Origin of the sequence: Colwellia sp. BRX10-4, assembly GCF_014077465.1 — a bacterium.
GTDB lineage: Bacteria > Pseudomonadota > Gammaproteobacteria > Enterobacterales > Alteromonadaceae > Colwellia_A.
Genome location: NZ_JACGVZ010000013.1, coordinates 48,181 through 62,522 on the forward strand (window position 1 = coordinate 48,181; position 14,342 = coordinate 62,522).

Consider the following 14,342-nt stretch of genomic DNA (forward strand, 5'->3'; position numbering starts at 1 on the left):
GTCAGCCGCTAATCAACGGGCTTACTCGACACTATCTGTTGACAATGCCTTATATAAGATTGAAATAATATCAATATGCCCTATTCATTTTCATAAGTTTTTCGATAGATTTTAGTCAGTTTTTTAAGTCGTAGTTGGTCAAAAATCAGTGAAAATAATGGTGATGAGTTTAATTTTGGGGCTTTACCTTTGCCAATACGTTGTAACTGACGTTTGGTAATAGCCATCGTTGCAAGTGCGGCTAAAGTTTTATCTTGCCATTTCACTTGAGGTAGAATGGCTACTGCGTCTGGTGATGTTTTCCAGCGTTGAGGAAGATTTGGACTAAAGGCCAGCGCTCTGCCAATGCCGACCATATCTACGCCTTCATTTACTACTTTTTGTGCAGTCGCTAAACGGACAATCCCTCCTGTTGTCATAATTGGCATAGGAGCGTGTTTGGCAATTTCTTTCGCAAACTCAAGAAAATAAGCTTCTCTATTTAGGGGCTGTCCATCAGCTGTATTACCTTGCATTGCTGGACTTTCATAGCTACCACCTGACAATTCAACTAAATCTACTTTTAAATGGCCAAGTTCTCTTACCACGACTAAGGCATCTTGTGCATCAAAACCTCCACGTTGGAAATCTGCGGAGTTTAACTTAACTGCTACCGCTATATTTTCAGGTATAACTTGCTTGACCGCCTTAACAATTTCATAAAGGAGGCGAGCACGGTTTTCAAGGCTGCCACCCCAATTATCATTTCTCTTATTGGTCAGCGGCGACAAAAATTGTGATAACAGGTAGCCATGAGCTGCGTGGATCTCAATACCATGAAACCCAGCTTCAACAGCACGTAATGCTGTGACAACAAATCGCTGAATTAATGCTTGAATTTCAAGCTCGGTCATCGGACTTGGTTTACTAAATAACTGACTATGCTTCCCCATATCCAATGCAATATCTGAGGGAGAAAACACCTGCCCTCCCATAGCAGCATAGACTTGTCGGCCAGGATGGTTTATTTGCATCCATATTTTCGTGCCATTTTTACTTGCTATTTCAGCCCACTTTTCAAAGGGCTCTAAGGGGGTATCTTCCTCTAAAGCAATACCTCCTGGGCCGGTCATTGCACGGTGATCTACCATGACATTACCCGTAATAAGCAGACCCGTGCCTCCCGATGCCCATGTTTTATATAGTTGAAAAATGTCATCGCCAGGTAAATGGCCCGTGACAGCCATATTTTCTTCCATGGCGGCTTTTGCTAAACGATTTGGCAGAATTGCGCCATTAGGAAGAGTTATCGGTGTAAATACAGAGTGACTCAAGTAGAACTCCTGTTAATAAGTTTAACGAGCTGGATTTTGGACAAGTATAAGCTTAAAGTTGACTTTAATGTCAACAGTTTACATACATATAAAGTGACTACCCGATGAAAATTAGTTTGTTAGCAAAAATAAGTGGTGTACCAGCCTCTACTATACGGTTTTATGAAGCCGAAGGATTACTCCCTAAAATACAAAGAAATATAAAGGGTATCGACATTATTCGCAAGATAGTGTGCAGCGTTTAGCAACGATTGAATGTGCAAAGCGGCTAGGTTTCAGATTGGCAGATATCTTAAATGTTTTAGCAGATAGTGGCGTAACCGAAGGACTTGATCACAACAAAATAGTCGAGCAACTTGATATACGCTTGCTTGAGGCAGAGAGTTTAATTAAGAAATTATTAGCACAACGAGACGAAATAGTATTATTTAAACAACGCTTACAAGAGAGCTGGCAACAAGGTAACCTTGCATTAATTCAATACCAAAATCACGTAAACAGCGGTATTCTTCTTTAGTCTCTATTCCCTCAGCGAGCTGAGTAATGTTTAGGTCATTAAAAATATTTAAACAATTTTTTACTATTGACTGACGCACCTTATCTTCATTAATGTTACGGATTAATCCCATATCAATTTTTACGATGTTAGTTTGAAAATCAGCTAATAAACCCAAACCAGCATACCCTGCGCCAAAGTCATCTATTGCAGTTTTAAAGCCTATTTTCTTATAAGACTCAACAATATTCTTAATAAAAGCGGTGTCATCAATTTGTTCAACTTCGGTAAATTCAAACATTATTTTTTCAGTCGGAAAGCCATACTTTTTGGCTGCCTCTAATGTTGTGCGAATGCAACGCTCAGGTTTATATAGCGTTGGGGAGGAAATTAATACTGAGCATAGATTGAAGTTTTAACTTAGAGGCAAGAGCTATCGCTTTAACTCGGCAAAGCTGATCAAATAAATAACGGTTATCGTCGTTTACCTGCGATATTATTGAATAAGCGGATTCGTTATTTAATCCACGTACTAATGCCTCATAGCCATAAATTTTCTGGCTAGTACAGTTAATGATTGGCTGAAAAGCCATGGTAAAATCAAAATCAAGGCTACCTTTATCTGCGCAATTAGCACATGAAAATCTGTCATAGATTATAGGTTGTTCTTTCATTTTATTACTCTCATTAGATAACACCTAATTTCTAGCTAATAATTTATAATTATATGTAAAAAAATCAACTTTCATCCGATATTGTAGCTGTATATCAGTAATTAACACTCTATTATTTATATTAATGACCTTAAATATGATCACCTGAACAACAGATAGGCTGTTTGTTGAGTAATGATATTGATTCTCTATTTAGATATTGTTTAATGAAGAATGAAATATTGTTTTGTCGTACCGGTAATTAGTATGGTTGACACCAATAACGCGCCAACCTCAGTAACACCAATCACTAAAAGTAAAAACCGTAAAATTAACTTTAGCTATTTGGTAATATAAGATTCTATATTTTTTCTAGCTATTACTTATCTTATTAAAAGCACTAATCGCAATTAACCTCAGCTAATTCACCTTGTATATAAGTGGCTTTAACCGCACGGTCATCCCCTAATATAGTGAAAGAAAAAAGTTTCTCTGCCAATGATTGACACTGCTCTAGCCGTAATTTCATTAATGGTGTTGCATGATAATCTAAGACTATAAAGTCAGCCTCACAACCCACTTGAAAATTACCTACTGTACCTTCTAAGTCTAGCGCCCTTGCGCCACCTAAAGTTGCCAAATAGAAAGATTGTAATGAATCTAATTTTTTGCCTCTTAACTGCTGCGTTTTGTAGGCATCTTTTAAGGTTTCTAATAGTGAGAAACTGGTTCCTGCGCCTATATCTGTACCTAGACCGACTTTAATATTGTGTTGCTGGGCAACATCAAGTTTAAACAGACCACTCCCTAAAAATAGATTTGAACTTGGACAAAATGACAAGGCTGAATTAGATTGAGATAAGTCACTATATTCAGCATCACATAAATGTATGCCATGAGCAAAAACACTACGACTCCCAAGTAATTGATGCTTTTTATAAACATCTAAATAGTTTTCGCAATCAGGATTAAGCGATTTAACCCATTCAATTTCCTTTAAATTTTCAGACAAATGGGTTTGCATATAAACACCTGGGTGCTCTTTTAATAGTTTCCCCGCCAAGCTTAACTGCTCATCACTACTGGTCGGCGCAAACCTTGGGGTAATAGCATATTGCAAACGCCCTTTGCCATGCCAATCCTTGATAAGTTGCTTAGACTGCTGATAACTACTTTGCGCGGTATCGAGTAAATAGTCAGGAGCATTCCTATCCATCATCACTTTGCCAGCAATCATGCGGAGATTTTTAGCTAAAGCCACTTCAAAAAAGGCATTAACCGACTCAGCATGGACAGTGCCAAAAACTAATGCGGTTGTTGTGCCGTTAGCAAGCAATTGATTGAGGAAAAACTCACTGATTTTAGTGGCGTAGGCTTTATCAGCAAACTTTTTTTCGGTCGGAAAAGTATAATCTTCTAACCATTGTAATAATTGTTCACCATAACTCCCTATCATCTCAGTTTGAGGATAATGGATATGAGTATCAATAAAGCCAGGGACAATCAGGCCATTTTCAATATGTTGGATCTCTAGGGAATGTTCTAAATCAGCCAACATAGCTTTAGCTGTACCCAACTGTTTAATCTTGCCATTTTCTATCAGCAAAATACCATCTTCAAAATACTGGTAGCTGCTTTGCTCTGCTTGCTCTTTATCTTGGCAAGGCGTCGAAGCTGGGTCTTCGACAAAATGTAAAATCTCACCGCGAAATGCTTTTACTGACATCGACTTAATCGCTCCGGTTATCTAAATTAAAATGTATGGTAATTTTATTTTCTAAAGCGATTTCATCGCAGTTTTTGCCGACACCTTTTCGGTCAACAACTAAGAAATCAGCGGTTTCACTTAAAGCTAAACTATAATGATGCCAAGTACCTTTGTGGTAATTAACACCTTGGTTGCCTGTAGCAAGAAATACGGCTAATTTAGTCACATCAAATTCGCCCGCAGGTCCAACAACTACCAAATAAGCGTTAGCAGACAAAGGATAAAAAGCCTGGCTTGATAAAGGATGACGTTCCATACAGTCAATGGTTATTTGACCCATACCGGCGTTGATCTGACAGCATTCTTTAGGCGACGAGCGAAAAACACTGATAATACCTTGCCCTGCTTCCTCACTAACATCTAGCGTCGCTAATGCATGATATCTTTGTGTAAGCCCATAATTTATTGTTATTTTTTCTACTTGTTCATTGACTTCAATCACATCACCAAAAGCTTGAAAGGCTTTTTGGCTTAGTGGTTTAGCATGTAAAATCATCTTAGCTGCCACGATAAGTTGAGTAACCAAAAGCGGTCAGTAATAATGGAATATGGTAGTGTTCACCATCTCCACTGATATCAAACACAATATCAACATAAGGATAAAATGCTTGCTCATTCAGCGCGTTAAAATAATCACTGACCGCAAAATGAACGCGATAACTCCCCGCAGGTAATATTCGCTCTTTCTCAAGTAAGGCCGGTACTCGCCCATCACTGTTTGTTTGGCCTTGTGCCAAAAGTGACCACTGTGCTTGGATATTACTGTCACCATCATTTGAACCCTTAAGTTCAAAGAGGGAAATAGTGATACCAGCGGCAGGTTTACCGCGACTGGTGTCTAATATATGTGAAGTTATTTGACTCATAAACTTAGGTCTCTTTTACGTTTGAAGCAGCAGTGGCAATCATTTTTACGATTCGTAACTGTAATATTTTTCGTTGCTCTTCTGCTGCATTAATGATTTCTTCCGCGCGATTATTCGCGTAACGTTTTACCAATATATCTAACATCTGCGTGGCTGTTTTACCTGTGGCACAAACAATAAAAATGAAACCAAATTTTTCTTGATAGTCATCATTTAATTGCTTTAACTCACTTAATGCTTGTTCTGTCGCTGTATTAACACCCGATTGTTCTCCGGCGGCAATTTTCTCTGTCGAGCGGTATTTTTCTCTTAGGCTAGACACATCGCCAATTTTAGGATGCCCTTCAAAAGCCTGCAAATAATCGGCTTCTGTTAGGTTTTTCCAGCTGATATCAGCATGGGCAGATAACGCCGCTAAATTGTTATATGGCATAGCAGCCACCATGCGGCTCACCCAAGTATTGGCTGTACAGCACTGCATAAAGGCCAAGTGGGCCGTCTGAGGTTGCAAAGCATTTAACACGATAATCGACATAACTTTTCCTTATTCAAGGTAACCAATAATGCACCTTGTCTTAAGGACATTATTAGGGTAAATATATAATTTGATCTCATTATTATGCGGTTTTTAACCTGTCGCTGTTAATAATAAGTGTTGCAGCTTTCCTACCTTCGGCGCTAATAACGCCTGTTGAACCTAAGGTAAAGTTATTCATTAATCTTATCTGTAATCGGTTTGCTATCAGTTACTTTATTTTTGCTTCGACCGGTAATATGGAGATTAGTCGCGCTATTAAGTAACGGCGTTAACGCTTTAAAACTAATACCTTGCGCGGTAGTTGACTGATGACCCGCATTGTCGTCTTTTTGATATAAACCAATAATTTCAGCCGCAATTGATACCGCAACTTCCATAGGACGTTTACCCGGCACGGCGCTTAAACCAATAGGACAAGTGAGCTGTTCAATGGCTTGCTTACTAAATTCTCGATGTTTTAAGCGATGCTGAAAGCGTTTCCATTTTGTCTCAGAACCAATTAAACCGGCATACGCAAAATCACCACGCTTTAACAGCGCCTGGCATAATTCAAAATCTAATTGATGATTATGGGTCATAATGATAAAAAAACTGCCTACAGGCATGCTAGCTATTTCATCTACCGGGTTGTCACTGACAATACACTCAATATTAGCTGGCGCATTTGCCAACATCTCAACAGGAAACTGTTCTCGGCGATTATCAACCCATTTTAGCTGGCAAGGTAATTCAGCAAGGATGGTCGTTAACGCTTTACCAACATGGCCGGCGCCAAAAAGCATTATTTGAGTTTTACAAGCTGCAAAGCTTTCAAATAATACGCTACAATCTCCGCCGCAACATTGCCCTAAGGAAGCACCTAAAGAAAAGTGCTCGATATGTTGATTTTTATCTTCGTCTGCTAATAATTGTTGCGCTATCGCGATAGACTTAAACTCTAAGTGACCACCACCAATAGTGTCATAAGTGCTATTGGTACTCACCACCATCTTAGTACCAGAATTTCTAGGCGCTGAGCCATACACACCAATAATTGTTAGCAAGACAAAGGCCTCTCCTTTGAACTTTAATGAACTAACCGCTTCAGACCAACTTTGTCGGTTATTCATCGGCTGCTATCCCTTGCTGGGCGGTTATTAATTGTACAGCCTTTAAAACTCGCTCTGGTGTAGCAGGAGTATCAAGCGACGGAATAACACCTTTGGCTCTATTTTTTGCAGCAACAGAGTTAGCAATAGCGGCGCGCAGCGCTGACCAGACAGAAATAGCCAACATAAACGGTGGTTCGCCTACCGCTTTAGAATGGTAAATGGTCGCTTCACGATTAGGTGAATCTTTTAACAACTCAACGTTAAAGACTTTTGGTGCATCGCTAATAGCAGGAATTTTATAGGTGGCTGGCCCAGTCGTTAACAAACGTCCCTTATCATTCCAATGTAATTCTTCAGTGGTTAACCAACCGACGCCTTGAATATAGCCACCTTCAATTTGGCCTATATCTATCGCAGGGTTTAAAGAGTCACCAACATCATGAAGGATATCGGTTTGTAATAACTTGTATTCACCGGTCAGCGTATCGATTAATACTTCAGATACTGAAGCACCCATTGCAAAATAGAAAAACGGTCGACCTTGGGCATTTTCTCTATCGTAATAAATTTTTGGCGTTCGATAAAAGCCGGTCGACGATAAAGATACCCGAGCAAAATACGCTTTTTGGACTAACTCGACAAAACTGAGTTTATGTTCACCAGCATCGATTAAATCGTCACTAAAAGTTATCTTGTCACTCTCAACAGCAAAGTGCTCGACAGCAAAATCAATTAACCTTTGTTTAATTGTTTGTGCAGCGTTTTGAGCGGCTTTACCATTGAGATCGGTACCTGAAGAAGCCGCTGTTGGTGAAGCATTAGGGACTTTGTCGGTCCGCGTTGCTGATACTTTTACCTTATCAACGGTGATACCAAAAACTTGTGCAACGATTTGGGCAATTTTAGTATGCAAGCCTTGGCCCATTTCAGTGCCGCCATGTGTAACATCAACACTACCGTCGGTATAAATGTTAATCAGCGCCCCCGCTTGATTAAGATGCTGTGCGGTAAACGAAATACCAAATTTAACCGGTGTTAGTGAAATACCTTTTTTAAGAAATTTACTGCCAGCATTAAATTCATCAATTTCTTGGCAACGTTCGGCATAACGAGAACTATGCTCAAGTTTGGTTATCATCTCGGCTAAATTATTGTGCTCTACTTGCTGATGGTACGGGGTAATATTGCGCGTATCTGTACCGTAAAGGTTAGCTTTTCGCACAGCAAGTGGGTCTAATCCTAGAGAGTAAGCAATATCATCCATGACACACTCAATAATCATCATACCTTGCGGACCACCAAAACCTCGAAAAGCGGTATTGGAGGCGATATTCGTCTTACAACGATTACCGATAATACTGACATGGTCCAAGTAATAACCATTATCAGCATGAAACATGGCTCTGTCGACGATGGCATCTGATAAATCAGGTGAGTAACCACAATTACCATTGACCGTTATATCTATGCCTTCAATAACACCTTGATCATTAAACCCCACTTGATAATGATTTTCAAAAGGATGACGTTTACCAGTCATCATCATATCGTCGCTACGATTTAAACGCAGTTTTACCGCTTTTTGGGTTTTATCGGCAAGTACCGCCGCTAAACAAGACCAACCAGCCGCTTGTGTTTCTTTGCCGCCAAAACCACCACCCATACGTTTCATATCGACAACGACGCGGTTAAAAGGAATACCTAACACTTCTGCCACAAGTTTTTGAACTTCAGCAGGATGTTGGCTAGATGAATAAACGGTCATTCCGCCATCTTCGGTGGGAATAACACTGGCTATTTGACCTTCCAAATAAAAATGTTCTTGGCCACCAATAGCAATTTCACCGCTCAGCTGATGCTTAGCTTGCTCAATAGCAGTGGCACTATCACCCCGTTTCATACTGTGCGGTGGACGAACAAAGCTCTTAGCTTCTAACGCTTGCTTAATAGTCAGTACTGGCGTTTTTTCTTTATAGTCAACTTTTGCCAACGCTACCGCTTGTTTTGCTAACTCATGGCTCGTCGCAGCGACCGCAAAGATAGCTTGACCATAAAATTCAACGATATCTTTGGTGAGTATTGGATCGCCCGGAAAAACAGGACCAATATCAGTATGGCCAACAATATCATCTAAGGTAATAACAGCAACCACACCCTTGGCGGCGCGTACTGCCGATAAGTCTATCGCGGTAATATTACCACTGGCAATCGTTGCCATACCCACAGCAGCATGCAATTGCCCTAACGACTCTAATTTGTCATCGGTATAAACGGCTTTGCCGGTAACATGCATTTCAGCACTTTCATGCTTGGTCGATTGCCCAACCGCACCAGAACTTTTTTTACCTTCGAGACTTTTTTCAATTTCACTTAATTTACGCATGAGTCACTCCTTTCACTTCGAAGGTATCGACTTCAAAGGTTTCGATTCGGGTTGCTGCATGCGTTTGCTCTATTTCATAAAAACATTTTTTCACTAAATTTTTGGCCACTTGTAAGCGATATTCACTGCTCGCGCGCACATCTGACATCGGAGAGAAGTCTTTTGCTAATGCTGTCATCGCTAAAGCAATATTTTGTTCGCTAGGCTCTTTGCCCATTAAAGCTTGTTCACAGGAAAAAGCGCGTTTTGGTATGCCTGCCATACCGCCGAAAGCAATGGTAATGTTAGCCACTTTTTTATTGGCAAATTTAATATAGAAACAGGCAAGCACCGTCGATATGTCATCATCTAATCGTTTTGATATTTTAAAGACTTTGAGATGTTTATTACTGTTAGCTTTTGGAATTTCAATACGTTCGATGAACTCACCACTTTCGAGTTGTGTCACTTTGTAATCAACAAAATAATCTTCAACAGATATTTGACGAGTACGCTCGCCTTTGCGAAGTACTAGCTTAGCACCTAAGGCGATTAACACGGGCGGCGTGTCTCCAATCGGAGAAGCATTACCGACATTTCCCCCTAACGTGCCCGAATTTCTCACCTGAGTTGAACCAAGGCGATAAAGCATTTGACCAAATTCTGGATAATGCTGGCTTAATAACTGATGGCTTTGCTCATAGCTCACCATAGCGCCAATAGACAAAGTTTCTGCTGATTCATTAATTTGTGCAAGCTCGCGCACATTACTCATCGAAATCATGGTTTGTATTTGCGCCATACCTTGGGTAACGCTTAACGCTAAATCGGTACCACCGGCTAACAATTTAGCTTTCGGGTATTGTTCAACCAATTGTGCTAATTTATCTAAGGTATTAGGAAGATAAAGGCTCTTGCCATTATTGTGCAATTCAACAGTTTCTTCTTGCTGAACTATGAGTTTTAATTGCTTAATAGTCGCCGCTTGCTCGTGCTCAAACTGATCAACGTCATTGTTATCACAAGCTTGTTTTGCCGCTTCAGTGATAGAGCGATAGCCAGTACAGCGGCACAAGTTACCCGCTAAGCCATGCTCGATGTCTTTGTCTAAATCAATAGCAGGAGAATTATCTGTCGCATCAGTGAACTTGGCTTGCGCTAAATTTTTCTTTAATGAAAAAAGTGACATAACAAAACCAGGAGTACAAAAGCCACATTGTGAGCCATGGCAATCGACCATAGCTTGTTGAACACTATGTAATTTATTTCCTTGCTGTAAATCTTCTACTGTCACAAGCTGTTTGCCATGAAGTGCTGATAAAAATGTAATACAGGTATTAATCGATTGATAGCTAAGATGTTCTGTTGTTGTTTGACTTTTTGCTGATTGAACCACTTCAGCAAGCACTGCTGTACAGGCACCACAGTCTCCTGAAGCACAACCTTCTTTCGTCCCTTTTCGACTCAACTCTTCTCTTAAATAGTTGAGTACCGTCATATTAGGATCACAATTTTCGATAACTTTACGTTCGTTATTTAACAAAAATTGAATTTTATTGTCTGACATATGGTTAATTACCTATACAAATATGCGTGCTAAAACTAAAGAATACTTTCTAGAGTAACTTCAATCATTTCGCCAAATTTTAACTGACGATCTTCTGCTGACATTTTTTCGCCTGTTTTAATATGATCACTTACTGTTAGCAGGCATAGCGCTTTTTTACCTAATTCAGCAGCAACGCCATAAAGACCAGCCGCTTCCATTTCTACCGCAAGAATGCCATATTTTTCTAACTTCGCGAATACTTCAAATTCTGGTACATAAAACAAATCAGCTGAAAAAACATTGCCGACTTTCGGCGTTTTGCCTAACCGCTTCGCGGTGCTAACCACTTTTTCTAGTAGCTCATAGTTAGCTATAGCCGCAAAATCATAATTATTCAATCGTTGGCGATTAACATTAGAGTCGGTGCTGGCACCCATAGCTATAACGATATCTTCTAGTTGTATATCGTCACGAATTGAACCACAGCTACCAACACGAATAATATTTTCGACGCCATAATCTCGGTAAAGCTCAGTTGCATAAATAGACATAGATGGGATCCCCATACCTGAGCCCATCAACGAAATACGTTTACCTTTGTATTCACCCGTATAGCCAAACATATTTCTAACTTCGGTGACCTGTTTAACATTAGTTAGGTAGTTGTCTGCGATGAATTTTGCACGTAAGGGATCACCCGGCATGATAACCGTTTCGGCAAAATCTCCGACATTAGCTGAGATATGTGGTGTTGGCATAATAAATTTTCCTAATAGTTCAGAGATGTTTTAATTATTTTATACTTACTTATTATCACATAATAGAAATAACCTGACACCAGTGTCAAGTAAAATCATAATTCTGCTAAAATTAAACCCTAAATTGACTATTAACTTTATTGTTGAAATAGCTTATATTTGCCACCCTGCTAATAAATCCTGTAAAGATGATTGATTAATATGCCAATAATAAAGAATCAACAACCAAACACGTCATCAACTGGGCGGGTCAGAAAAAAGAATCAATTGATCATTTTAAAAGCTGCCGAGCAAGATTTCTTAGAGCATGGTTTTAAAGGGGCATCAATAAAAGGCATTGCTGAACGCGCCGGTATCCCACGGGCAAATGTTCATTATTATTATAAAAATAAAGAAGCTATTTACTCTGATATATTATTAGAAATTCTTAGCTTATGGGATTCATCCATTATTACCTCGACTGAAGAACCTGCTAAAGTTTTAGGTGATTATATTCTTGCTAAGGTGATGTATTCAAAGACTAATCCTGAAGCATCACGGATATTTGCCGGTGAATTTATACACGGTGCTCCTCGCTTGCAGGAATACTTAAAAACCAGTTTTAAAACTTGGATAGATGAGGTTAAAGCGACTATTGAAGGCTGGATTAAGCAAGGTAAAATGGACCCCATTGACCCACTTTATTTACTCTTTACTATTTGGGGAGCCACGCAACATTATGCTGATTTTGCCCCACAAGTTACCGCAGCCATGGGTAAAGGTAAGTTAAGTAATGAAGACTTTGAACAAGTGGCTAAAACCCTTACGCAGATAATTCTTAAAGGTTGTGGTATCAGTAAATAAAAAAATTACACTGATAAAGATAAACCTAGACGTGCAATATTATGCACTAATGCCTTGAAAGACAGGATGTCTGAGAGAGGCCATCCTGAACATCGTTTCTCTTTCACATCCATGTGACCGTGACATACCGTTCATCCTGAACATAAAAAAGGCACTTCACCTTTGAAAATGAAATGCCTTAACGTTACTTTGTTAACTAAGTTTCCTAATGCTTTAAAAGCAATGAATAAGAGAATTTCCCTTAATTAGTTCCCCCAGATACTGTCAACATATTCAGGATGGTCAACAAAAGGATTACGATTACCTTGATGACCAAGTGCCGCTTCATTTCGATCTATTTCTTTTTGACTGACCGGGTCATTAGTATGCCAACGCAATAACATTTCTAATTGCCATAATTCAAAAACTTGATTACTACTACCATCTAAAATAGCATCACCATACACTGAATTATTCTGCCAGCTGCCAATCAAGTTTTCATAACGTGTGGCCATGTAAAATTGTGCACGGGCTAAATCACCTTTAAATTCATCAATGGGTTCAAACACAGTACCGCTATAACCTAAAGTCGTGGTTGCTGAGCCTAATTTACTGTTATTAGTTGAAGTAAAAGATGCTGTGGCAACTTCACCGTAAGGGAAACCACCGCGTTTCGAGTTAACAAAACCGTCGGTAGCATAGATATGATGAACATCAGAGTTCATTGGCTCTACTTTGCCGCCAAACCAGCTTTTTGGGAAAGTATGTTCTCGATTATAACAACCGCCTTCACCGCTATAATTACCACATTGATTGGTGACTTTGATAAAATTATAATTGTCACTCGTCAGCGGATTTTCAGAATAGATATCTAAAATAGAGCCATCATTTTCAAAATAAACATCCAAAGAATGGTTTTCATAGAAGGTCCACAGTGCTGAATAGCCTTGATTTGCATGATCTTTGATTAAATTATAAAGCTCTGTTTTTAACGGGTAACCTGATGTCGAGCTAATGCCGTCATAATAGGTACCAGAATAAGTGCCTGAGCCACTGCCTCCTCCACCTGGAATTCCGCCTGTGTTACCTAAAGTAAAGGTTTTGGTTTCACTGCTGTTGAAGTCACCACCGTTAATTAATGCAGTTCCACCAAGAGAAAATTCATAAGAGCCATTGCCGTATGTACAGCAAATACCATCACCATAAGTATCATTAATAGTAAAAGTATAATCATCATCCGCTAAACAATAACTTTCATTATAGCTGGTCGAACTTTCGTAATTATTACCACTAGCAACTTCTTGATTACTCGTGTTGGTTAATGTCCAACTGGTTTCGTAACCGTAATTATCTGTGGTTAAACTAAAAGTCACATTGTTGGTACTGCAACTGCCGGTCACACCGCCCGATGCTTGAGTAGGTTGAAAATAGTCAACATAGACAATTTCAGAACCATCAAAACCGGCAATGTCGTAAAAACGTAAGCCAACAGCAATATCTGATGTTGAGCTGGCGGTATAACTATGGGTAACTTGTTGCCATTGATTAACTAGACTTTCATTCGAGTAGCCCTGATAGCCATCGATATATAAACGCGCTTTGATACTTCCTTCTGTATGGTAAACCCAAACAGAAAATTCGTAAGTTTGTCCTGCGACAACACTAACCAGTTGTTGAATGTCGGTAGAACCTTGCGTACCGGTATTAACGGTAATTTCAGCTGAACTCAAACCTTCTTGAAAAATAGTGGTATTTTTATTCACGCTAATACCAGAATCAATCGTCGTCCAACCCGAGGGGGAGCCTGCTAACCATGTTTCAAAACTTCCATTATTAACATCTGCAACAGCATAATGGCTGGTAGCACAGAGTAATAAAGCAGCAATATTATTTTTATAGTTCATTTATATACCTTATGTTTTTATTAGATAATGGTAACACTCCCTATATTTTCCATAATGCTTGCAGCTCCGTAATAATACCCGAATAAAACTTGCACAAATGCCGTGCAAATTTGACACGACACCAAGATAAATAATCTTAACCAAGTAGTCAACAAATAACAAAAAGTAATAATGCAGATTGTATATTAATACCACAGCATAAATTCTTATCTAACGGCTGTG

General features: G+C 39.3%; 12 protein-coding genes and 2 pseudogenes. 3 read left to right on the plus strand and 11 right to left on the minus strand.

Translation table 11 applies throughout. The features are described 5' to 3' along the window. Positions 1–80 precede the first annotated feature (80 nt). Positions 81–1,313, minus strand: coding sequence for an NADH:flavin oxidoreductase/NADH oxidase family protein (locus H4J67_RS11620; RefSeq protein ID WP_182203813.1), 1,233 nt, complete (start codon positions 1,311–1,313; stop codon positions 81–83). A gap of 104 nt (positions 1,314–1,417) precedes the next feature. On the opposite strand from H4J67_RS11620, the gene H4J67_RS20645 reads away from it, so the two are divergent. Both H4J67_RS20645 and H4J67_RS21230 read left to right on the plus strand, forming a co-directional pair. Next, positions 1,418–1,558: a MerR family DNA-binding transcriptional regulator gene (locus tag H4J67_RS20645; RefSeq protein WP_182172306.1), complete on the plus strand. Its 141-nt coding sequence runs from the start codon at positions 1,418–1,420 to the stop codon at positions 1,556–1,558. Then, positions 1,528–1,830: pseudogene (locus H4J67_RS21230) on the plus strand (hypothetical protein); the annotation flags it as partial. The gene H4J67_RS20645 and the pseudogene H4J67_RS21230, both read left to right, overlap by 31 nt. Here H4J67_RS21230 and H4J67_RS11635 read toward each other — a convergent pair. From H4J67_RS11635 to deoD, 9 genes and pseudogenes are all read right to left on the minus strand, one after another. Further along, positions 1,742–2,483: pseudogene (locus tag H4J67_RS11635) on the minus strand (EAL domain-containing protein). The pseudogenes H4J67_RS21230 and H4J67_RS11635 sit on opposite strands and share 89 nt — an antisense overlap. A 379-nt stretch (positions 2,484–2,862) precedes the next feature. Next, the gene (gene guaD / locus H4J67_RS11640; protein ID WP_182203815.1) at positions 2,863–4,188 is read right to left on the minus strand and encodes a guanine deaminase; all 1,326 of its coding nucleotides are present in this window, start codon (positions 4,186–4,188) and stop codon (positions 2,863–2,865) included. 4 nt (positions 4,189–4,192) lie between these two features. Then, positions 4,193–4,726, minus strand: a complete 534-nt coding sequence (locus tag H4J67_RS11645; protein WP_182203817.1) for an ureidoglycolate lyase — start codon at positions 4,724–4,726, stop codon at positions 4,193–4,195. Position 4,727: 1 nt separating this feature from the next. Continuing rightward, complete coding sequence (uraH, locus tag H4J67_RS11650; RefSeq protein ID WP_182172294.1) at positions 4,728–5,096, minus strand: hydroxyisourate hydrolase; 369 nt, start codon at positions 5,094–5,096, stop codon at positions 4,728–4,730. 4 nt (positions 5,097–5,100) lie between these two features. Further along, positions 5,101–5,631 (minus strand): 2-oxo-4-hydroxy-4-carboxy-5-ureidoimidazoline decarboxylase, encoded by a 531-nt coding sequence (uraD, locus tag H4J67_RS11655; RefSeq protein ID WP_182172291.1) that lies wholly within the window; start codon positions 5,629–5,631, stop codon positions 5,101–5,103. A 173-nt stretch (positions 5,632–5,804) separates the two neighbouring features. Beyond that, positions 5,805–6,743: a xanthine dehydrogenase accessory protein XdhC gene (xdhC, locus tag H4J67_RS11660; protein WP_182172288.1), complete on the minus strand. Its 939-nt coding sequence runs from the start codon at positions 6,741–6,743 to the stop codon at positions 5,805–5,807. Further along, a complete protein-coding gene (gene xdhB / locus H4J67_RS11665; protein ID WP_182172285.1) occupies positions 6,736–9,108 on the minus strand; it encodes a xanthine dehydrogenase molybdopterin binding subunit in 2,373 nt (790 codons plus the stop codon). Before xdhB ends, xdhC begins: the two co-directional genes overlap by 8 nt. Beyond that, positions 9,101–10,654: a xanthine dehydrogenase small subunit gene (gene xdhA, locus H4J67_RS11670; protein WP_182203819.1), complete on the minus strand. Its 1,554-nt coding sequence runs from the start codon at positions 10,652–10,654 to the stop codon at positions 9,101–9,103. The genes xdhB and xdhA overlap by 8 nt, the downstream gene beginning before the upstream one ends. A gap of 35 nt (positions 10,655–10,689) precedes the next feature. Beyond that, the gene (gene deoD / locus H4J67_RS11675; RefSeq protein ID WP_182203820.1) at positions 10,690–11,394 is read right to left on the minus strand and encodes a purine-nucleoside phosphorylase; all 705 of its coding nucleotides are present in this window, start codon (positions 11,392–11,394) and stop codon (positions 10,690–10,692) included. A gap of 267 nt (positions 11,395–11,661) precedes the next feature. On the opposite strand from deoD, the gene H4J67_RS11680 reads away from it, so the two are divergent. Further along, entirely contained in the window at positions 11,662–12,237 is a 576-nt protein-coding gene (locus H4J67_RS11680; protein WP_259368581.1) for a TetR/AcrR family transcriptional regulator, read from the plus strand. 245 nt (positions 12,238–12,482) lie between these two features. Here the strand turns inward: H4J67_RS11680 and H4J67_RS11685 are convergent, their stop codons facing one another. Next, positions 12,483–14,120: an endonuclease gene (locus H4J67_RS11685; RefSeq protein ID WP_182172273.1), complete on the minus strand. Its 1,638-nt coding sequence runs from the start codon at positions 14,118–14,120 to the stop codon at positions 12,483–12,485. Positions 14,121–14,342: the final 222 nt, after the last annotated feature.

What these genes read in the sequence shown, in the direction of transcription:
- H4J67_RS20645 (WP_182172306.1), top strand. Translation starts at nt 1,418, where the DNA reads ATGAAAATTAGTTTGTTAGCAAAAATAAGTGGTGTACCAGCCTCTACT.
- guaD (WP_182203815.1), bottom strand. Translation starts at nt 4,188, where the DNA reads ATGTCAGTAAAAGCATTTCGCGGTGAGATTTTACATTTTGTCGAAGAC.
- H4J67_RS11645 (WP_182203817.1), bottom strand. Translation starts at nt 4,726, where the DNA reads ATGATTTTACATGCTAAACCACTAAGCCAAAAAGCCTTTCAAGCTTTT.
- uraH (WP_182172294.1), bottom strand. Translation starts at nt 5,096, where the DNA reads ATGAGTCAAATAACTTCACATATATTAGACACCAGTCGCGGTAAACCT.
- uraD (WP_182172291.1), bottom strand. Translation starts at nt 5,631, where the DNA reads ATGTCGATTATCGTGTTAAATGCTTTGCAACCTCAGACGGCCCACTTG.
- xdhC (WP_182172288.1), bottom strand. Translation starts at nt 6,743, where the DNA reads ATGAATAACCGACAAAGTTGGTCTGAAGCGGTTAGTTCATTAAAGTTC.
- xdhB (WP_182172285.1), bottom strand. Translation starts at nt 9,108, where the DNA reads ATGCGTAAATTAAGTGAAATTGAAAAAAGTCTCGAAGGTAAAAAAAGT.
- xdhA (WP_182203819.1), bottom strand. Translation starts at nt 10,654, where the DNA reads ATGTCAGACAATAAAATTCAATTTTTGTTAAATAACGAACGTAAAGTT.
- deoD (WP_182203820.1), bottom strand. Translation starts at nt 11,394, where the DNA reads ATGCCAACACCACATATCTCAGCTAATGTCGGAGATTTTGCCGAAACG.
- H4J67_RS11685 (WP_182172273.1), bottom strand. Translation starts at nt 14,120, where the DNA reads ATGAACTATAAAAATAATATTGCTGCTTTATTACTCTGTGCTACCAGC.